Source organism: Stenotrophomonas sp. YJH_SMC_94-11 (genome assembly GCF_059370435.1).
Genome location: NZ_JCAFTR010000006.1, coordinates 199,526 through 219,280 on the forward strand (window position 1 = coordinate 199,526; position 19,755 = coordinate 219,280).

19 protein-coding genes are annotated in these 19,755 nt (G+C 67.5%); 16 read left to right on the plus strand and 3 right to left on the minus strand.

Annotated elements, in window-relative coordinates:
• Positions 1–152: 152 nt before the first annotated feature.
• The 5 genes from AC5P74_RS12605 (at position 153) to AC5P74_RS12625 (ending at position 5,565) form a co-directional block, all read left to right on the plus strand.
• A complete protein-coding gene (locus tag AC5P74_RS12605) occupies positions 153–1,124 on the plus strand; it encodes an aldo/keto reductase (protein WP_346607348.1) in 972 nt (323 codons plus the stop codon).
• A gap of 288 nt (positions 1,125–1,412) precedes the next feature.
• On the plus strand, positions 1,413–1,607 hold the full coding sequence (hemP, locus tag AC5P74_RS12610) for a hemin uptake protein HemP (protein ID WP_005412278.1): 195 nt from the start codon (positions 1,413–1,415) through the stop codon (positions 1,605–1,607).
• Between the two features lie 153 nt (positions 1,608–1,760).
• Positions 1,761–3,953, plus strand: coding sequence for a TonB-dependent hemoglobin/transferrin/lactoferrin family receptor (locus tag AC5P74_RS12615; RefSeq protein ID WP_495204963.1), 2,193 nt, complete (start codon positions 1,761–1,763; stop codon positions 3,951–3,953).
• Positions 3,954–3,957: 4 nt separating this feature from the next.
• Positions 3,958–4,557: a hypothetical protein gene (locus tag AC5P74_RS12620; protein WP_053500083.1), complete on the plus strand. Its 600-nt coding sequence runs from the start codon at positions 3,958–3,960 to the stop codon at positions 4,555–4,557.
• Between the two features lie 72 nt (positions 4,558–4,629).
• On the plus strand, positions 4,630–5,565 hold the full coding sequence (locus AC5P74_RS12625) for a DUF6607 family protein (RefSeq protein ID WP_346607350.1): 936 nt from the start codon (positions 4,630–4,632) through the stop codon (positions 5,563–5,565).
• Between the two features lie 166 nt (positions 5,566–5,731).
• Here the strand turns inward: AC5P74_RS12625 and AC5P74_RS12630 are convergent, their stop codons facing one another.
• Together AC5P74_RS12630 and AC5P74_RS12635 are read right to left on the minus strand one after the other, a co-directional pair.
• A complete protein-coding gene (locus AC5P74_RS12630) occupies positions 5,732–8,248 on the minus strand; it encodes an ABC transporter permease (protein WP_346607351.1) in 2,517 nt (838 codons plus the stop codon).
• Positions 8,245–8,892: an ABC transporter ATP-binding protein gene (locus AC5P74_RS12635; RefSeq protein ID WP_171958440.1), complete on the minus strand. Its 648-nt coding sequence runs from the start codon at positions 8,890–8,892 to the stop codon at positions 8,245–8,247. Before AC5P74_RS12635 ends, AC5P74_RS12630 begins: the two co-directional genes overlap by 4 nt.
• Before the next feature lie 75 nt (positions 8,893–8,967).
• Here AC5P74_RS12635 and AC5P74_RS12640 point away from each other — a divergent pair, with 75 nt between their 5' ends.
• The 3 genes from AC5P74_RS12640 (at position 8,968) to AC5P74_RS12650 (ending at position 11,838) form a co-directional block, all read left to right on the plus strand.
• Complete coding sequence (locus AC5P74_RS12640) at positions 8,968–9,612, plus strand: arylesterase (protein WP_053500077.1); 645 nt, start codon at positions 8,968–8,970, stop codon at positions 9,610–9,612.
• 87 nt (positions 9,613–9,699) lie between these two features.
• Positions 9,700–10,413, plus strand: a complete 714-nt coding sequence (locus AC5P74_RS12645; RefSeq protein WP_002811889.1) for a response regulator transcription factor — start codon at positions 9,700–9,702, stop codon at positions 10,411–10,413.
• A gap of 153 nt (positions 10,414–10,566) precedes the next feature.
• Entirely contained in the window at positions 10,567–11,838 is a 1,272-nt protein-coding gene (locus AC5P74_RS12650) for a sensor histidine kinase (RefSeq protein WP_053500075.1), read from the plus strand.
• A gap of 93 nt (positions 11,839–11,931) precedes the next feature.
• Here AC5P74_RS12650 and AC5P74_RS12655 read toward each other — a convergent pair whose 3' ends face one another.
• Positions 11,932–12,633: an SGNH/GDSL hydrolase family protein gene (locus AC5P74_RS12655; protein WP_346607352.1), complete on the minus strand. Its 702-nt coding sequence runs from the start codon at positions 12,631–12,633 to the stop codon at positions 11,932–11,934.
• A 211-nt stretch (positions 12,634–12,844) separates the two neighbouring features.
• On the opposite strand from AC5P74_RS12655, the gene AC5P74_RS12660 reads away from it, so the two are divergent.
• From AC5P74_RS12660 to AC5P74_RS12695, 8 genes are all read left to right on the plus strand, one after another.
• Complete coding sequence (locus AC5P74_RS12660) at positions 12,845–13,240, plus strand: diacylglycerol kinase (RefSeq protein ID WP_346607353.1); 396 nt, start codon at positions 12,845–12,847, stop codon at positions 13,238–13,240.
• A 33-nt stretch (positions 13,241–13,273) separates the two neighbouring features.
• Positions 13,274–14,023, plus strand: a complete 750-nt coding sequence (locus AC5P74_RS12665; protein WP_005415336.1) for a TerC family protein — start codon at positions 13,274–13,276, stop codon at positions 14,021–14,023.
• A 273-nt stretch (positions 14,024–14,296) separates the two neighbouring features.
• On the plus strand, positions 14,297–15,457 hold the full coding sequence (locus AC5P74_RS12670) for an MFS transporter (RefSeq protein WP_053500074.1): 1,161 nt from the start codon (positions 14,297–14,299) through the stop codon (positions 15,455–15,457).
• A gap of 560 nt (positions 15,458–16,017) precedes the next feature.
• Positions 16,018–16,638 carry a LemA family protein gene (locus AC5P74_RS12675; RefSeq protein WP_069139522.1) on the plus strand — a complete coding sequence of 207 codons (621 nt, stop codon included), beginning with the start codon at positions 16,018–16,020 and terminating at the stop codon, positions 16,636–16,638.
• 3 nt (positions 16,639–16,641) lie between these two features.
• Complete coding sequence (locus AC5P74_RS12680) at positions 16,642–17,529, plus strand: TPM domain-containing protein (RefSeq protein ID WP_069139523.1); 888 nt, start codon at positions 16,642–16,644, stop codon at positions 17,527–17,529.
• Positions 17,529–18,023 (plus strand): TPM domain-containing protein, encoded by a 495-nt coding sequence (locus AC5P74_RS12685; protein WP_053500484.1) that lies wholly within the window; start codon positions 17,529–17,531, stop codon positions 18,021–18,023. The genes AC5P74_RS12680 and AC5P74_RS12685 overlap by 1 nt, the downstream gene beginning before the upstream one ends.
• Before the next feature lie 51 nt (positions 18,024–18,074).
• The gene (lgt, locus tag AC5P74_RS12690; protein WP_005415341.1) at positions 18,075–18,962 is read left to right on the plus strand and encodes a prolipoprotein diacylglyceryl transferase; all 888 of its coding nucleotides are present in this window, start codon (positions 18,075–18,077) and stop codon (positions 18,960–18,962) included.
• A complete protein-coding gene (locus AC5P74_RS12695; RefSeq protein WP_171958437.1) occupies positions 18,959–19,753 on the plus strand; it encodes a thymidylate synthase in 795 nt (264 codons plus the stop codon). The genes lgt and AC5P74_RS12695 overlap by 4 nt, the downstream gene beginning before the upstream one ends.
• The last annotated feature ends 2 nt before the right edge of the window (positions 19,754–19,755 follow it).

Sequence of the window (19,755 nt, forward strand, 5' to 3'; positions counted from 1 at the left end):
AGTGCAGGGCAGGGGCCGGGGCAAGAAAAAGCAGCGTGCGCGCGCCCATCGGTACCGATCAGGCCAGCAACGGCAAGGGCTTGCGGCCGGCGGCGGCAGGTAGAATGGGGCTCGATCCCGGCCCGGATGCGGGCCCGCAGCAGGAGATTCGCATGCAATACCGTCGCCTGGGCTCCACCGGCCTGCCGATTTCCGCCCTGTCCTTCGGCGCCTGGGTGACCTTCGGTGACCAGATCCCGCGCGACGAGGCCCGCAACCTGGTGGCGGCCGCCTGGGACCACGGCGTCAACTTCTTCGACAACGCCGAGGGCTATGCCAACGGCCGCGCCGAACAGGTGATGGGCGATGTGATCGCCGACCTGCGCCTGCCGCGCGATGGCATCTGCGTCTCCAGCAAGGTGTTCTTCGGCAGCGCCAAGGACCCACGGCCGACCCAGCGCGGCCTGTCGCGCAAGCATGTGACCGACGCCTGCCATGCCGCGCTCAAGCGCCTGCGGGTGGACTACCTGGACCTTTATTACTGCCATCGCCCGGATCCGGACGCGCCGATCGCCGAGACCGTGCATGCCATGGATACCCTGGTGCGGCAGGGCAAGATCCTCTACTGGGGGACCTCGGAGTGGTCGGCGGTGCAGATCCAGCAGGCGCTGGACATCGCCGAAGCACGCAACCTGCAGGGCCCGTCGATGGAGCAGCCGCAGTACAACCTGCTGCACCGCGAACGCGTCGAGGTCGAGTATGCGCCGCTGTATGCCGGTGCCGGCCTGGGCACCACCATCTTCTCGCCGCTGGCCTCGGGCCTGCTGACCGGCAAGTACGACCAGGGCATTCCGGCCGATGCGCGGCTGGGCCGCGAGGGCATGGAATGGCTGCAGGCGCTGGTACTGGGTGACGACGCCGAGGCCCGCCTGGCCCAGGTGCGCCGCTTCAGCGAAGCAGCGCGTGAGCTGGGCCACGCCCCGGCCGCGCTGGCGATTGCCTGGTGCCTGCGCAACCCGAACGTCTCCAGCGTGATTCTTGGCGCCAGCCGGGTCAGCCAGCTGCTGCAGAACCTGCAGGCGCTGGAGGTGCTGGAGCAGGTCGATGCGGCTGGCTGGGCGCAGGTCGAAGCCGCCGTCGCCTGACAGCCCTTTGCGGAGTCGAGCCATGCTGGACTTCAGATTGACCAGGTCTTTGTAGAGTCGAGCCATGCGCGACTCCGCGCGCAGCGCGTGCGTTTCCAGGCGACGGTGCCAGGAGCAGTCGAGCATGGCTCGACTCTACAAAAGCGCTGTGCCCGTCTTTTGATTGATGGTGACTATCGAATTTTCGAATTCGATCATTAATCCCATCAATCAAAGTGAGAATGGTTGTTGATTGTCAACTGAGAATCATTATCATTTGACTCGTCCCTCGCACGAGTCCAGATGCTCATGAATGCTCAACCTGTACTGCTGCGCCCCGAAACGCTGACCCTCCGCGATCGTCCGGTCCGTGTCGTTCCGCCGGAAGAGGTCATCGACAGCGAAGCCCTGCTCAAGGGCCGTCGTGAAATCCTGATCCAGCACGGCGACCGCTTCTACCGCCTGCGGCACACCAGCAACGACAAGCTGATCCTGACCAAGTAATCACGGCCTGGTCGCCCGCCTCCCTCCCTCCTGCCGGCAGCGCCGGCAGGGTGGGCGACCCGTCCGCGCCCGCTCTCTCCCCCTCGGTCTACCGCGTGCACCTCCCGGGTGTGCCGGTAACCGGGGGTTCCCCTGCCTGACCGAACGAACCCGATGACCCGCCCTACCGCCCTTTGCCTCGCCGTCTGGATGGCCCTGCCGCTGTCCGCCCATGCTGCTGCCGCGGCCACCGCCGCGCCTGATGCGCGCGACTTCGACCGCGTGCAGGTCACCGCCACCCGCACCGAGCGGGCAGTGAGTGACGTGGCGGCCACCGTGGATGTCATCGGCCGCGAGCAGATGGACCGGCACCTGGTGCAGGACATCAAGGATCTGCTGCGCTACGAGCCGGGCCTGTCGGTCAGCCGCAGCGCCGCGCGCTTCGGCCTTGGCAGCATCCGCATCCGTGGCCTGGACGGCAACCGCGTGCGCGTGCAGACCGATGGCATCGCCATGCCCACCAGCTTCAACATCGGCTCGTTCTCCAACGCCAACCGCAACTTCACCGATCTGGACACGCTCAAGCGCGTGGAGATCGTGCGCGGCCCGGCCAGCTCGCTGTACGGTTCCGACGCGCTCGGGGGCGTGGTGGCCTTCGTCACCAAGGATCCGGCCGATTACCTGAAGGATGGCAAGGACAGCTACGTCGGCCTGAAGTTCGGCTACGACGGTGAGTGGAAGGGCCTGCTCGGCGGCGTGACCAGCGCGTTCGGCGGCGAACACTGGAGCGGCATGGTCAACATCAACCATCGCCAGGGCCAGGAAACCGGTAACAAGGGCGATGTTCGCAGCCTCGACAACACCCGTACCGCGCCCAACCCGCAGGACCGCGACGGTCGCAGTGGCCTGGCCAAGCTGGTCTATGCACCGAGCGAGGACCAGCGCTTCCGCCTGACCGTGGAAGGCAACGAAGACAACACCGATACCAACGTGCTGTCCTCGATCGACCGCACCACCACCACCGGCATGAAGGCGCGCGACACGCAGAACCGCACCCGCGTGTCGTTCGCCCATGAAATGGATGCGCTGGACAAGGGCTTCGCCGACAACCTGCATTGGCAGCTGTATACCCAGCACAGCGAGACCCACCAGATCACCGACGAAGACCGCGCCAACCGCAGCCGCCGCCACCGCGAGTTCAACTTCGACCAGCGCGTGTACGGCCTGCAGGCACAATTCAACAAGGCGTTCAGCACCGGCAGTGTCGAACACGCGCTGACCTACGGCTTCGAAGGTGCGCGTACCGAGATCCGCCAGAAGCGCGACGGCTATCAGGTTCTGGCCAATGGCCAGACCAGCACCACCATCCTGCCCGACGCCTTCCCGGTACGCGATTTCCCGATCAGCAAGACCACCGAGCTGGGCCTGTACGCGCAGGATGAAATGCGCATGGCCGGCGGCAAGCTGTCGCTGGTGCCGGGCGTGCGCGTGGATCGCTACGAGCTGAAGCCGGAAGTGGACAGCATCTTCGCCGACGACAATCCCGGCGTTGCGGTGGCCAGGCTGACCAAGACCAGCGTCTCGCCGAAGCTGGGCGTGGTCTATCGCTTCACCGACGAATGGTCGCTGTTCGCCGGCTACTCGCATGGTTTCCGCTCGCCGCCGTACAACGACGTCAACCTGGGCTTCACCAACTTCGCCTTCGGTTACACCGCCATCCCCAATCCGGACCTGAAGCCGGAAACCAGTGATGGCATGGAGCTGGGCCTGCGCTTCCTGTCACCGGCCGCCTACGTCAGCGTCAGCGGCTACTACAACGAGTACAAGGATTTCATCGAGTCGCAGTCGCTGGTCGGCACCAACGCCCAGGGCCTGATGGTGTTCCAGTCGCGCAACATCGCCGATGCGCGCATCTACGGTGCCGAACTGAAGGCTGGCGTTGACTTCGGCCAGATCAACCCGGCGCTGCAGGGCTGGGCGCTGCGCAGCTCGGTGGCCTGGTCGCGCGGCGACAACAAGACCGAGGACACTCCGCTGGATTCGGTCGACCCGCTGCGCGGCACCGTCGGCCTGATGTACGACACCGACGCCTGGGGCGTCGAACTGGCCGGTACCTTCGTCAAGCGCAAGGACCGCGTCACTGCAGCGACGGTGTACCGCCCGGCCGGCTACGGCGTGGCCGACCTGATGGCGCACTGGAACTTCGCCCCGGGCGCGACCTTCAACGTCGGCGTGTTCAACCTGGGCGACAAGCGCTACATCGATTGGTCCAACGTGGGTTCGACGCTGTCGGCGACCAGCCGCGTGCTGGATCGCTACACCAGCCCGGGCCGCACCCTTTCCGCCAGCCTTGCCGTTTCCTGGTGACCTCATGAGCCGCGCCTTGTCCGCACGCAGGAATGACGCCATCACCGTGCAGGGCAGCGCGGCCTGGCCGACCCCGGCACAGCTGGCCACGCTTGGCACCGTGTTGTGCCTGTACCGCGCCGACGGCAACGAGCTCGGTGGCTGGCGCCAGGCGGTGCGCGTGCACGCCTGCCAGGGCGTGGACAGCGAAGGCGTACGCGAAAGCCTGTGTTTCCTTGATACCCGCGGCCGCTGCGTGTGGCGCCTGTACCTGCTGCCCGACAGCGATTTCCTGGCCTGGGACCGGCTGGTCGCGGCGCTGCCGCCGGGCCCGGAGCACGACAGCGATGGCAGTGTCGGCGAACGCCTGTGGCGTCGCCTGGCCGGCCACCTCGGTGGCCAGCGCTGGCGCCTGTGCACGCTGCGCCTGCATGCCGCGGACGAGGGCCGCACGCTGGCAGCCAGCCTGTCGACCCTGTCCTCGCTGGGCGCGGCCACCGCGCGTCGCATCGCGCGGTTGGAAGGTGCCGAAGGCGAGCTGGCGATCGACGATTGCTGCTGTGCCGATGCCGCGCGGCGTCCGACACCGCGGGTTCCCGGCGACCTGCCGCTGATCCGCCTGTGATCCTTTCCTGATGGAACGCCTGTCGGCCACGGACGGCCTCTCACTACATCTGCAACCCCGAAGGAAGACCCGATGAAGTTCCAGACAGCCAGCGTCATGCTGTTGCTCGCTGCCAGCGGCGTGGCCAGCGCGCAGCCCTCCGACACCGCCCGCGACCACGACAGCATCCTCGCCATGCAGGGCGAGTACACCGTCGACTTCGCGTTCGACGAGACCGTGCTGCTCAAGCCCGGCTACGAGCGTGCGCCGGCGATGCGCAGCGGCGGCAGCGAAGTGGTCATCGTGGTCGAGGACACCCCGCAGCGCATCGTGCTGCAGCACCTGTTGCTCGATGAGAAGAGCGGCCACATTACCAAGCACTGGCGCCAGGACTGGGTCTACGAAGCGCCCAGCCGTTTCGAGTTCAGCGCCGACCAGACCTGGCAGGTACGCCGCATTCCCGCAGCGGTGAACCAGGGCGCCTGGACCCAGTGCGTGTATGAAGTGAGCGATGCACCGCGCTACTGTGGCACCGGCAAATGGACGTACACCAACAATGTGCCGAGCTGGACCAGCGACCTGAGCTGGCGCCCGCTGCCGCGTCGTGAATACACGAAGCGCAGCGACTACAACGCGCTGGCCGTGGTCAACCGCCACACGCTCACGCCCAATGGCTGGACCCACGAGCAGTTCAATACCAAGGTGCAGCGCAACGCCGACGGCAGCCAGGTGGAGATCGCCCGCGAGTTCGGCTTCAACGACTACGTCAAGACAACCGAGGTCGACTTCACCCCGGCCCGCGCCTACTGGAAGGCCACCGCCGGCTACTGGGCCAAAGTGCGCCAGCGCTGGGACGGCTTCCTCGGCCAGGCCCCGGGCGTGCACCTGAAGACCAAGCTCGATGGCATGGCGATGATCATCCCGCTGTTCACCCAGGCCGAAGAGATCCAGTCCGGTAAACAGGTGAAGGACGCGCAGATCGACGAGGTCTTCGCCAAGTACGTGGAAAAGGCGCCGAAGGAAGGCTGATCGGCGCGGTAGGGTGCCGGACGTGCATTGTACCGGTGGGTGCCGAGCTTGCTCGGCACTGCATCCACGCATGGCGTGGATCTACTGGCATGCACGGCGTGGATCTACTGGGGCTATCGCTGGTAGATCCACGCCATGCGTGGATGCCTTTGCTTTCACAACGGCGTCAGGCCTCGCGCAACGCCAATGCCGGCGGCGTATGCAGGATCGCCCGCGTGCCCCACCAGCCCGCCAGCAGGCTCAAGCCGATGCCGACTACGCCGCCAATCAGCAGCCCCGGCCACGGCGGCAGCAATGGCAGCTCGAACACCTTCTGCGAGACCGCCACGCCGATCGCAGCGGCCGCGCCCACCGCCAGCATCGCCGCCAGCGTGCCCAGCGCGCCGAACTCCACCAGTACCGCGCCACGCAACTGGCGCCGGGTCGCACCCAGGGTGCGTAGTACCGCGCTGTCATAGCGGCGCTCGCCGGCGGTGGCCTGCAGCGCGGCCAGCAGCACCAGCACGCCGGCCAGCAGGCTGAACACCATCACCAGCTGCACCGCCTGCGCCACGCGCTCCATCACATCGCGCACCTGCGAAATCACCGCATCCACGTCCAGCAGCGACAGGTTCGGCTGCGCGCGCACCAGTTCGCCCAGGCCCGCCGCCTTGCCGGCCGGCAGATGGAAGGCCGACAGCAGGTTGTGCGGGGTTTCGCCCACCGCATTCGGGTTCAGCAACACGAAGAAGTTCGGCCGGAAGGTGTTCCAGTCCGCCTTGCGCACGCTGGTGACGGTGAACTCGCGTTCCTGCTCGCCCACTGCAATGGTGATGCGGTCGCCCGGGTACACGCCGTAACGCTTGGCCCAGCCGATCTCCACTGATGCCTCCGGCGCCGTGCTGTCGTTCTTCCAGAAGGTGCCGTTGACCAGCGTGTTGGCGGGGGGGAAGGTGCTGCGCCAGCTGAAGTTCAACGGCCGGTTCTCGTCGTCGTCATCGCGCTGACCTTCGCCTTGTGCCGCTTGTCCGTCCTGACCGGGCTCGCGGTCCACGCGCAGCGGTGGCTTGCCATTGATCGCGATCAGGCGGCCGGTGGCCATCGGTTCGATGCTGGCGTCACCGGCGCCCAGTCCACGCAGCGTGGCCAGCACGCTGTCGCGCTGCTCGGGCTGGATGTTGATCAGGAAGTAGTTGGGCGTATCAGCGGGGAGGCGCTCGCGCCATTGCTGCAGCAGGCCCGGTCCAGTGACCGCCAGCAGCAACAGCGCACACAGCGACAGCGACAGCCCGACCAGCTGCATTACCGCCAGCATCCGGCGCCGGGTCAGCGCGGCCAGGCCCAGCCGCCAGTGGCCGTGCAGGCGGTGCTGCAGGCCGCGCAGCAGCTGCAGCAGCACGAAGCCGACCACCCCGGCGGCCAGTGCCAGCGTGGCCAGGCCGCCCAGCACCCACAACGCCAGCTTCAGGTCGCCGGTGACCTGCACCGCCAGCAGCAGGCTGGCCGCCAGCGCTGCCACATAGGCCAGCAGTGACGCCGGCGGCAGGGCAGCGAAGGAACGGTTGAGCACCCGCATCGGCGGCACCCCGCGCAGGCGCAGCAGCGGTGGCAGGCCGAAGCCGAACAGCAGCAACAGGCCGATGCCGGCGCCGGTCAGCGCAGGCATCGCCTCGGGCAACGGCAGGCGCTGCGGCACCAGGCTGCCCAGTACCTGCACCAGGCCTTCCTGCGCGGCCATGCCCAGGCCGATGCCGAGCGCACAGGCCGGCACCGCCAGCATCAGCAACTGCAGTGCCAGGCCAAGCAGGATGTCGCGCTGGCGCGCACCCAGGCAGCGCAGGATCGCCACCTGGTCGATGCGGCGCAGCGCGAAGCGGTTGGCCGCCAGCGCCGTGGCCACACCGGCCAGCAGCACCGCCAGCAGCGCGCTCAGGCCGAGGAAGCGCCCGGCCAGATCGAAGGCCTGGCGCACGCCGCGCTGGGTGTCATCCACGCTCAGCAGGCGCAGGCCCTTCACCTGTGGCAGCAGCCACTCACGCAGGGACGCGACCTGCCCGGGCGGTCCTGCAAACATCAGCCGGTAGTTGATGCGGCTGCCGGGGCCAAGCAGTCCCGTGCCTTCCACATCGGCGCGGTTGACCAGCAGGGTGGGGGACAGCGTCAGCAGGTCGCCGCCGGTGTCCGGCTCGGCCTCGATGATGCCGGCGATGCGCAGCGTGCCGGCGCCGAACTCGAGATCATCGCCGGCCTTCAGCCCGAGCCCCTGCAGCAGGCGTGGGTCGGCATAGGCCTGGCCCTTGGGCGGCATGCCGGCATCGGTGATCAACGTACCGCCGGGCGTGGCCCGTACCCGCAGCGTGCCGCGCAGTGGATAGCCCGCCTGCACCGCCTTGATGCTCGCCATCTGGCTGGCCTCGCCATGGAACAGCACGCTGCCGAAGCTGGCGATGCGGGTGTAGGCCAGTCCACGCCGTTGTGCCTCGTCGGCGAATGCCTGCGGCGGATCATCGCGCCCGGCGATGCCGAGATCGCCACCGAGCATTTCCGCCGCGCTGCCGGTCAGCGCCAGGTTGACCCGGTTCACCAGCGTGCCCACCGCGGTCATCACCGCCACGCCCAGCACCAGTGCGGCGAACACGGTGAGCAGGTCGCCGGCCAGCGCCTCGCGACGCAGCGCGCGCCACGCGTGCCGCAGCAGGTTCATGCCTGGGCTCCGCGCTCAACCGGCAGCAGGCGGCCGTCGTCGATACGATGGATGTACTGGCAACGCTGCGCCAGGCGCATGTCGTGGGTGACCAGTACCAGGGTAGTGCCGCTGCCGGCGTTGAGTTCGAACAGCAGGTCGCTGACGTGCTGGCCGGTGGCATGGTCCAGCGATCCCGTCGGTTCGTCGGCGAACAGGATGCGCGGCCGGGTGACGAAGGCACGCGCCAGTGCCACGCGCTGCTGCTCGCCACCGGACAGCTGGCGCGGGTAGTGGCGGGCGCGATGGGCCAGGCCGACCTGCGCCAGCACTTCATCGACCCGCGTGCGATCCTCGCGCCCGGCGAGTTCCAGTGGCAACGCGACGTTCTCGGCGGCGGTCAGCGCCGGCAGCAGGTGGAAGCTCTGGAACACGAAGCCAACCTCGCGCGCGCGCAGCTGGGCCCGCGCTTCTTCATCGAGGTCGCCCAGGTCCTGGCCCGACAGCGCAATGCGGCCCCGACTGGGCAGGTCCAGCCCGGCCAGCAGGCCGAGCAGGGTGGTCTTGCCCGAACCGGAGGCGCCGACGATGGCCGCGCTGGTGCCTTCATGGACGGTCAGGGTGATGTTGTCCAGTATGTGGACTTCACCCTCCGGGCCCTGCACGGATTTGCCGACCTGGTCGACGGCGATGGCGACGGGCGCGCTGCGGGGGGACAGGCTGTCGATGAGGAGACTCCAATGCGCAAGACGGGATGGAGCCGGCGAGCCGGCGCGATGATGGTGCTGCTGCTAGGGTTCCTGCTGTTGCCGGGGCTGGCCTGTGCCAAAGGTCCGGCTGGCACCGTGCTGGTGCTCGGCGACAGCCTCAGTGCCGCCCACAATATCCCTGCCGACGCCGGCTGGGTCAGCTTGCTTCAACAGCGGGTCAGGCAGCAGTCGAAAACCCCGGCGCGCATCGTCAACGCCAGCATGAGCGGGGAAACCACCGCCGGCGCGCTGACCCGCCTGCCGGGCCTGCTGGCCAGGGAGAAGCCGACCGTGGTGGTGATTGCGCTGGGCGGCAATGACGCGCTGCGCGGGCTGACCCCGGCGCAGGTGCAGGGCAACCTGGAAAAAATGGTGCAGGCCAGCCAGAAGGCCGGTGCCAAGGTGCTGCTGCTGGGCATCGACGTGCCGCCCAACTACGGACCGGCCTACCGCCAGCGCCTGGCCGCGGCCTACAAGGCGCTGGCCACGCAGTACAAGGTGCCGCTGCTGCCGTTCCTGCTGGAGGGCGTGGCCCTGCAGCCGGGCATGATGCAGGGCGACGGCCTGCACCCCACGGCGCAGGCGCAGCCGAAGGTGCTGGACAACGTCTGGCCGCTGCTCAGGCCGCTGCTCTGAACCGTTTGTGTACCTCTTGACGGAACTTCACATCGCGTCCACCGTCGATCCGGCATGTTTCACAAAGCTGAAGTTAGAGGGAATCACATGCGTCAGACGAAGGAGACCTCCGGCTTGGTGCTGGTGGTCGAAGACAACCGCAACATCTCCGAGATGATCGGGGAATACCTGGAAGGTCGCGGCTTCGAAGTCGACTATGCACAGGACGGCCTGGATGGCTACCGCCTCGCGGCGGAGAACAGCTATGACGTCGTGGTGCTCGATCTCATGTTGCCGCGCCTGGATGGCATCGAAGTGTGCCGTCGCCTGCGCAACGATGCGCGCAAGTCCACGCCGGTGCTGATGCTCACGGCACGCGACACGCTGGACGACAAGCTCACCGGCCTCGGGTTCGGTGCCGATGACTACCTGACCAAGCCGTTCGCGATCCAGGAGCTGGAAGCCCGCCTGCGCGCGCTGATCCGTCGCGAACGTCGCCAGGTCGGTTCGGAGGTGCTGAAGGTCGCCGACCTGGTGCTCGATCCGGTCAGCATGCGGGCTACCCGTGCCGGTACCGAGCTGCAGCTGTCGCCGATCGGCCTGCGCCTGCTGACCATCCTGATGCGCGAATCGCCGCGCGTGGTCACCCGCCAGGAGATCGAACGCGAGATCTGGGGCAATGGCCTGCCGGATTCGGACACCCTGCGCAGCCATCTGTACAACCTGCGCAAGATCATCGACAAGCCGTTCGACCGTCCGCTGCTGCACACCGTGCAGAGCGCCGGCTATCGCATTGCCGATATTGCCCAGCCGATGGCCTGATCGGGGCCCGGCCTGTGCAGCATCAGGCCCGGCCGGGCAACGACCCCGCACCGGGCACGGATGACCGGCCGGCGCTGCCGCCGGTCAGCGTCCGTGCACGACTACGGCGCAGCGCGCTGCCTATAATCGCAGCGCTCTGACCGGGACCCCGCAATGCCGCACGGCCTGCCGCGCAAGATCCGTATCGCCTTCATCCTGCAGGCAGTCCTGGCCAGCCTGGGCATCCTGCTCGGTGCCTGGCTGGTCTCGCTGGTGATCAAGCACAGCCTGGTCGGCGCCGCCCTGCGCGAGGAAGCGGCCTATTACTGGACGCTGCACGAGGCGTCGCCGGTGCAGCCGCCGCCCAACACCCACAACATCCGCGGCTACCTGCTGGAAAGCGGGCAGTCGGCACTGTCATTGCCGGCCAACCTGCGCACCCTGGAGCCTGGCTTCCACGAGCTGCCCCAGGACGACCAGCTGGTGCTGGTCGACGTGCGCCCTGCCGGTCGCCTGTACCTGGTGTTCCTGCGCTCGCGCGCGGAGATGCTGGCGTTCTGGTTCGGCATCGTGCCGGTGCTGCTGACCCTGTTGGCGGTGTATGGTGCCAGCTGGGTCACCTACCGTGCCTCCAAGCGACTGGTGTCGCCGGTGAACTGGCTGGCGCGGCGGGTCTCGCGCTGGGACCCGGGCCACCCCGAAGCGGCCGATCTGGAGCCGAACAAGCTGCCGGCGGACATGCAGGGCGAGACCCGCCAGCTGGCGGCCGCACTGCATTCGCTGGCCAACCGGGTCAGCGCGCACGTGGCGCGCGAGCGCAACTTCACCCGTGATGCCAGCCATGAGCTGCGCACGCCGTTGACCGTCATCCGCGTGGCCAGCGACATGGCGCTTGGCGATGAAACCCTGCAACCGCGCCTGCGCCGCAGCCTGCAGCGCATCCAGCGTGCAGGCCGTGACATGGAGGCGGTGATCGATGCGTTCCTGATCCTGGCCCGCGAGGCCGATGTCGAACCGCAGATCGAGCTGTTCGACGTCAACGACATCGTCCGCTACGAGGTGGACAACGCCAACGAGCTGCTGGGCAACCGGCCCGTATCGGTGCACCTGCACGGCGACGGCCCGGTACAGCTGCACGCACCGCCGCGGGTGCTGCAGGTGGTGGTCAGCAACCTGGTGCGCAATGCCTGCAGCTACACCGACGAAGGGCGTATCGACGTGCACGTGCTCAATGACCGGGTGGTGGTGCGCGATACCGGCATCGGCATGTCCGCCGAGGCGCTGTCGCGCGCGTTTGAACCGTTCTACCGCGCCGAGCCGAGCCGTCCGCAGGGCACCGGCCTGGGCCTGTCGATCGTGCGCCGGCTGTGCGACCGCTTCGGCTGGAAGGTCAGCCTGGCCAGCGAGCCGGGGCAGGGCACCGAGGCCACGGTGATCTTCCGCTGATCCTCCGACCCCATTGCCCGTGATTCAGTAGATCCACGCCATGCGTGGATGGGGTTGCGGTAGCGCCGGGCGATGCCCGGCGTCCGCAGTCCCTCAGTTGCAGTTGACCTTCGGCGCCAGCGCCCTGGTCCAGATCGCATAGCCGGCCGGGGTCATATGCAGCATGTCCTCGCGGAACAGCGTCGCATCCGGCTGGCCGTCTGCGCCGAGCATCGGCGTGTAGATGTCGGTGAAACCGGTGTTGGGCAGCTTGGCCAGCGCGGCCTTGATCAGCGTGTTGGCCTCGTTGATCGCCGGCAGCAGGTGCGCGCGCGACGGGCTCGGCTTGATCGACAGGAACTCCACCTTGGTCTTCGGCAGGTCGCGGTGCACGCGCTGCACGAAGGCAACCACGTCGTCGCGCACCTGCACGGCGCTGCGGCCACTGTTGAGGTCGTTGTCGCCCGCGTAGAAGAACACTTTGCATGGCGCATACGGCACCACGATGCGGTCGGCGTACCAGGTGCTGTCGCGCACTTCCGAGCCGCCGAAGCCGCGGTTGAACACTGGCTGGCCAGGGAAGTCGGTGGCCAGGCTCTCCCAGAAGCGGATCGAGGAGCTGCCGATGAACTCGATGCCACCGCGCGGCGGCGGGGTGGACTGGTCGGCGCTGGCGAAGCGGGCCATGTCGCCGGCCCAGGCCACGTTGGAGACCTGTTCTGGCACCCGGGGCGACTCGGCCGGGCTCAGCGCCTGGGCCAGCGGTGCGGCAGTCAGCAGGCCCAGCATCAACAGGCAGGTACGGCGACGGGACATCAGGCGCTCCAGCAGGCAAGGGGCATCCATCATAGGAGCATGCCCGGGCCGTTGCTTGCCCCTGGCAGGCCGTTCAGCGGGCCGGCGCGGGCTGCGGTTGGCGGCCTTGTGGCAAAATGGCCGCCATCTGCCTATTCCTGTGCACCCATGATTCCCTGCCGTGCGTCTGAGCGGTCGCTGCGCCGCGCCCCCGTTGCTGGATGTTCCACCCGTGGCTGATCAGTTCGGCCACCTGCCGCGCGGCCCGCGCCGCATCTTCCAGGCCGCCCGCTGGTCCTGGCAGGGCCTGCGCGCTGCCTGGCTGCACGAGTCCTCGTTCCGGCTTGAGGTCTACCTGCTGATCCTGCTGACGCCGATTGCGATCTGGCTGGGCCAGACGCCGGTCGAACGCGCGCTGCTGATCGGCTCGATGCTGCTGGTGCTGGCGATGGAGCTGGCCAACTCGGCCATCGAAGCGGTGATCGAACGCTACGGCAGTGAGATTCACGAGCTGGCCGGCCGCGCCAAGGACATGGGCTCGGCGGCGGTGTTCGTGCTGATGATGAACGTGTTGCTGTGCTGGGCGCTGGTCGTGGTTCCGCACGCGCTGGCCGGCAGCTACGGCTGAAACCCCATTCCCCCACTGCCTTGAAGAGTTTCCATGTCCTTTGAGTTCCTCGCCGACCCCAATGCCTGGGTGACCCTGTTCACGCTCAGCGCGCTGGAAATCGTGCTCGGCATCGACAACCTGGTGTTCATTTCCATTGCTGTCAGCAAGCTGCCGGAAGAGCGCCGCCCGTTCGCCCGCAAGCTCGGCATCGCGGTGGCCTGCATTACCCGCATCGGCCTGCTGGTATCGCTGGCCTACCTGGCGCACATGGCGGCAAACCTGTTCACCGTGGCCGGCATGGGCATCTCCATCCGCGACCTGGTGCTGATCGTTGGCGGCCTGTTCCTGATCATCAAGGGCTGCATGGAGATCAAGGAACTGATCAGCGGTGGCGAGGATGAAGATCCCAGCACCACCAAGGCCTCGGCCGTGTTCGGCTACGTGATCGCGCAGATCGCGGTGATCGACATCGTGTTTTCGCTGGACTCGGTGATCACCGCCGTCGGCATCGCCGACCACATTCCGGTGATGGTCGCCGCGATCCTGCTGTCGGTGATGGTGATGCTGCTGGCCGCCAACCCGCTGGGCCGCTTCATCGATGCCAACCCGACCGTGAAGATGCTGGCGCTCGCCTTCATCCTGATGATCGGCGCGGTGCTGATCCTGGACGGCCTGGACGTGCACGTGCCCAAGCCCTACATCTACGCCGCGATGGGCTTCTCGGTGCTGGTGGAGTGGCTGAACCTGCTGATGCGCCGCCGCGCCCGCGAGCACAACGTGCCGGGCGCCGGCAACTGGTAAGTGCGCCACTGGCGTGTGAGTCCCTCAGAACCCCCGGCATTCCGGGGGTTCTGCGTTCTGCCTTGTAGAGCCGAGCCCGTGCTCGGCTGACCGGCCGGAAGCAGCCGAGCATGGGCTCGGCTCTACACCGGAACCGCGGTTTTTGCACTTGTGGCTGCGTTCCGGCTTCCACTTGTGAACCAGGATCAACAGTGTTTTCCCGGGGCGAGGCTTAATCCGGCGCAGCAAAGCGCGCAGGCTACGCACTCCCGATTCCCGCCCCCAGGACCCCCCATGAATTCCAGAGCCGCCTTGCTGGCGCTTGCCGTTGGCGCCTTCGCCATCGGAACCACCGAGTTTGCCCCGATGGGCCTGTTGCCGGTCATCGCCGACGGCGTCGGCGTTGGCATCCCCACTGCGGGCATGCTGATCACCGCCTATGCCGTGGGCGTGATGCTGGGCGCGCCGGTGATGACCCTGCTGATGGGGCGTTTCGGCAAGCGCACCGCGCTGATGCTGCTGATGTCGATCTTCGTCGCCGGCAATCTGTTGTCTGCGCTGGCGCCGAACTACGGGCTGCTGTTGTTGTCGCGCCTGGTCACCAGCCTCAACCATGGTGCCTTCTTCGGCATCGGTGCGGTGGTCGCCGCCAGCCTGGTGCCGAAGGAAAAGCAGGCCGCAGCCGTGGCCACCATGTTCATGGGCCTGACCATCGCCAACATCGGCGGTGTGCCGCTGGCGACCTGGGTCGGCCAGCAGCTGGGCTGGCGCCTGTCCTTCGCCGGTACTGCGGCGCTGGGCCTGATCGCGATCACTGCGCTGGGCTTCGCGCTGCCGGCATCTGCACCGGGGCCGCGCCCGGACGTGCGCCGCGAACTGAAGGCGATCCTGCAGCCGCAGGTGCTGCTGGCGATGGCCACCACCGTGCTTGGTGCGGGTGCGATGTTCACCCTCTATACCTACGTCGCACCGGTGCTGACCGAATTGACCGGCGCCTCCAATGCCTTCATCGCGATGTCGCTGGCCCTGATCGGCATCGGCTTCACCTTCGGCAACGGCATCGGTGGACGGATGGCTGACTGGTCGCTCGATGGCGCCACACGGATCCTGCTGGCCGTCCTGGCGGTGCTGATGTTCGTGCTGCCGCTGGCCTTCATGAGCCACGCCACCGCGGCGCTGGGGGTACTGCTGTTCGGTGCGGCGACCTTCGCCCTCGTGCCGCCGCTGCAGATCCGGGTGATGCAGGTGGCCAGCGAGGCGCCGGGCCTGGCGTCGTCGATCAACGTGGGTGCATTCAACCTGGGCAATGCGGTAGGTGCTGCGCTGGGGGGGGCGGTGATCAGCTCGGGACTGGGCTACGCCGCGATTCCGGTGGCCGGTGGCCTGCTGGCCGCGTCGGGCCTGCTGCTGGCATGGCTGGGGCGTCCGCGCACTGCGGTGGCTGAGGCCTGCTGAGTGATGTGGGGTTCCGGCAGGGCTGCGCCCTGCACCCGCTAAAGGCGAAGGCAACCGCCGAAGCAACAGCAACCGCAACAGCCGGCGCTGGTTTTCTGAGGGTTGGGCGGGGCGGTGTGGGTTGGCAGGACACGCCGTGAACCCATCCATGGGGGCTCGATGGCGCCATCCATGGCGCCAACGGTCCTGCCAACCCACACCGCCCCACCTCCGACAGATTGCCGCGATCGGTCGGAACGGCGTTCTGCTTTGGTAGGTGTCGACCTTGGTCGACACGAATGCCTGAAGAACCGGCTTTTGCTTTTGATTTTTCTTTTGATCTTCCCGCGGTGCGCAGAAAACTGTCCATGGCCGGGAGGGTGGGTCGGCTGGGGGCGTGAGCCGCATGGATGCGGCGACCGAGCTTACATGGACGTACTTGCAGCGGCCCCCAGCCGACCCACCCTCCCGGCCCATCCCCGAGCTGGCTGGACCACACCGCGGAGGGGGCGGCGCCCGATGGCCGGTCTTTCACCCGAACCATGGCATGCTCGGCGCCAAGCCCACCCGGAACCTCCGCCATGCGCCTGTTCACCCGTGTCCTGCCCCTGATGCTGCTGGCCTCCCTGTTGTCCGGCTGCGGCTACAACGCCATCCAGCAGAAGGATGAGGCGGTCAAGGCCAGCTGGTCCGAAGTGCTCAACCAGTACAAGCGCCGCGCCGACCTGGTGCCCAACCTGGTGCAGACCGTCAAAGGTTTCGCCAGCCAGGAAGAGCGCGTGCTGACCGAAGTCACCAACGCCCGCTCGCGTGTCGGCCAGATCAACGTCAACGCCGATGACGAAGCCTCGCTCAAGCAGTTCCAGCAGGCCCAGGGTGAACTCGGCAGCGCGCTGTCGCGGCTGCTGGTGGTGACCGAGAACTATCCGGTGCTGAAGTCCGACCAGAACTTCCGCGACCTGCAGGCCCAGCTGGAAGGCACCGAAAACCGGATCACGGTTGCGCGTGGTCGTTACATCCAGCAGGTGCAGGACTACAACACCTACATCCGTTCGTTCCCGCAGGTGATCACCGCCAAGATCTTCGGCTACAAGACCAAGCCGAACTTCACCGTGGAGAACGAGGCGCAGATCTCCAACGCACCGGCGGTGGATTTCGGCAACGCGCCGCAGCAGCAGCCGGCACCGCAGCCGGGCCACTGACCGATGCGCCTGGCCACTGCGCTGCTGGCCCTGCTGCTGTGGCTGCCGCTGGCGGCGCAGGCCCAGCAGCTGGCGCCGATTCCGGCGCTGGATTCGCCGGTGGTCGACACCACCGGCACGCTGGATGCCGCGCAGAAGCAGGCGCTGGTGCAGCAGGCGCTGGACCTGCAGCAGCGCAAGGGCAGCCAGCTGCAGGTGCTGGTGGTACCCACCACCCAGCCGGAGGACATCGCGCAGTACACCACGCGGGTCTTCGACCAGTGGCAGATCGGCCGCAAGGGCGTCGATGACGGCGTGCTGCTGGTGGTGGCCAAGGACGACCGGCGCGTGCGGATCGAGCCGGGTTACGGCCTGGAAGGCGCGATTCCCGATGCCATCGCCAACCGGGTCATCCAGGAATACCTGGTGCCGCGTTTCCGCGCCGGCGACTACGCCGGGGGCATCACCGATGCCACCGCCGTGCTGGTCAAGCTGATCGATGGTGAAACGCTGCCGGCACCGGTCAGTGGCCATCGTGGGCGCGAGCCGGGTGGCGGCGGCGATGCTTGGTTTCTGGCGCTGTTCATCGGTGTGTTCGCCGGCAGCATCCTGCGCGGCGTGTTCGCGCGCGTGCCGCGCCCGCTGCGTGGCCTGCTCGGCGGCGCTGGCGCAGCCGTGGCGGCGTTCCTGTTCACCTCCACCCTGCTGGCCAGTGGCCTGGCCGGCGTGGTTGGCCTGATCGTGGCGATGCTGTCCGGCCATCCGGGGCGCTTTGCCGGCGGTGGTGGCTGGGGCGGTGGCAGCTGGGGCGGGGGAGGCGGCTTCGGCGGTGGTGGTGGATTCGGCGGCGGAGGCGGCTGGGGCGGCGGCGGTGGCCGTTCCGGTGGCGGTGGCGCTTCGGGAGGCTGGTGATGATCCAACGTCTGTTCCGCCATGTATGTTCGCCGTCGGTACGGCGCGCGTTCCCGCCAGCCACGCTGCAGGCGATCACCGAGGCCATCGCTTCCGGTGAGCAGCGCCACGGCGGTCAGGTGATGTTCGCGGTGGAGGCCGATCTGCCGCTGGCCGCGTTGTGGCACAAGGTCACCCCGAGGCAGGCCGCCGAGCATGCCTTCGCACGCCTGCGCACCTGGGACACCGCCCACAACAACGGCGTGCTGATCTACCTGCTGTTGGCCGACCATGCCATCGAGATCGTCGCCGACCGCGGCCTGCATGGCCGGGTCAGCCCGGCGCAGTGGCAGCGGGTCTGCACTCACCTGCGCGAGGGCCTGCGTGGTTCCAACCCGGTGGAAGCGCTGCAGGATGCCATCGACGAGGTCTCCAGCCTGATCGAAGGGCACTTTCCGGCCTCGACGCGGTCGAACGATGACGCGTTGCCGAACTCGCCGCAGATCCTTGGTTGAGCCGGGGCGGCACTGGCCCGAGAATAGACGTTCAACCGCAAGGCACCTTCCATGATCTACTTCCACGACATCGACCCCATCGCCCTCTCGCTGGGGCCGATCAAGGTGCACTGGTACGGCATCATGTACCTGCTCGGCTTCACTGCGGCCTGGCTGCTGGGCCGCACGCGCATCGCCGCCGGGCGCCTGCCGGGCGTCGATGCCAACGGCTTCTCCGACCTGTTGTTCTACGCCATGCTCGGCGTGGTGCTGGGCGGCCGCATCGGCTACATGCTGTTCTACGCGCTGGGCGATTTTCTGCACAACCCGCTGCTGCTGTTCAAGGTGTGGGACGGCGGCATGAGTTTCCATGGCGGCCTGCTGGGCGTGCTGGGTGCCTGCTGGTGGTGGTCGCGCAAGCACGCGCTGCACTTCTTCGACACCATGGATTTCATGGCGCCGCTGGTACCGCTGGGCCTGGGGTTTGGTCGCATCGGCAACTTCATCGGCGCCGAGCTGTGGGGCAAGTACACCGACGGCACGTGGGGCGTGGTGTTCCCGTCGGGCCTGCCGGCGCCGCTGAACCAGTTGGACCACGCGACCCTGCAGGCGCAGTTCGCCACCGGCGCGCTGAACCAGTTCGCCCGCCATCCCTCGCAGCTGTATGAAGCGTTCCTGGAAGGCCTGGTGATGTTCGTGGTGCTGTGGACGGTGTCGGCCAAGCCGCGCCACCGTTACCTGGTCGGCGGCCTGTTCGCGCTGATGTACGGCCTGTTCCGCTTCGCCGTCGAATTCGTACGCATGCCCGACAACGGCGTCTATGTGGCCTTCGACTGGCTGACCCGTGGCCAGATCCTCAGCCTGCCGCTCATCGCCTTCGGCTTGGTGCTGCTGGCGATGTCGCGCCGTGCGCCGGTGCTGCAGCCGCAACCGGTGATGGCTGCGGAGGGCAAGGCATGAAGGCCTACCTGGATCTGCTCGCGCATGTGCTGGAACATGGCGCGGAGAAGAGCGACCGCACCGGCACCGGCACCCGCAGCGTGTTCGGCTGGCAGATGCGCTTCGACCTCAATGAAGGTTTCCCGCTGGTCACCACCAAGAAGCTGCACCTGCGCTCGATCATCCACGAGCTGCTGTGGTTCCTGAAGGGCGATACCAACATCGGCTACCTGAAGGACAACCAGGTACGCATCTGGGACGAGTGGGCCGACGAGAACGGCGATCTCGGCCCGGTCTACGGCAAGCAGTGGCGCAGCTGGGCCACCGCCGATGGCCGCGAGATCGACCAGATGCAGTGGCTGGTGGACGAGATCAAGCGCAACCCCGATTCGCGCCGGCTGGTGATCAGCGCCTGGAACGTGGGCGAGCTTTCGCAGATGGCGCTGATGCCGTGCCACAACCTGTTCCAGTTCTACGTGGTGGACGGCAAGCTCAGCTGCCAGCTGTACCAGCGCAGCGGCGACATCTTCCTCGGCGTGCCGTTCAACATCGCCAGCTATGCGCTGCTGACCCACATGGTGGCGCAGGCCACGGGCCTGGGCGTGGGCGACTTCGTGCATACGCTGGGCGACGCGCACCTGTATTCGAACCACTTCGAGCAGGCGCGCGAGCAGCTTTCGCGTGAACCGCGCGCGCTGCCGAAGCTGTGGTTGAACCCGGAGGTGAGCGACCTGTTCGGCTTCCGGTTCGACGACATCCGCATCGACGGCTATGACCCGCACCCGGCGATCAAGGCGCCGGTGGCGGTGTGAGT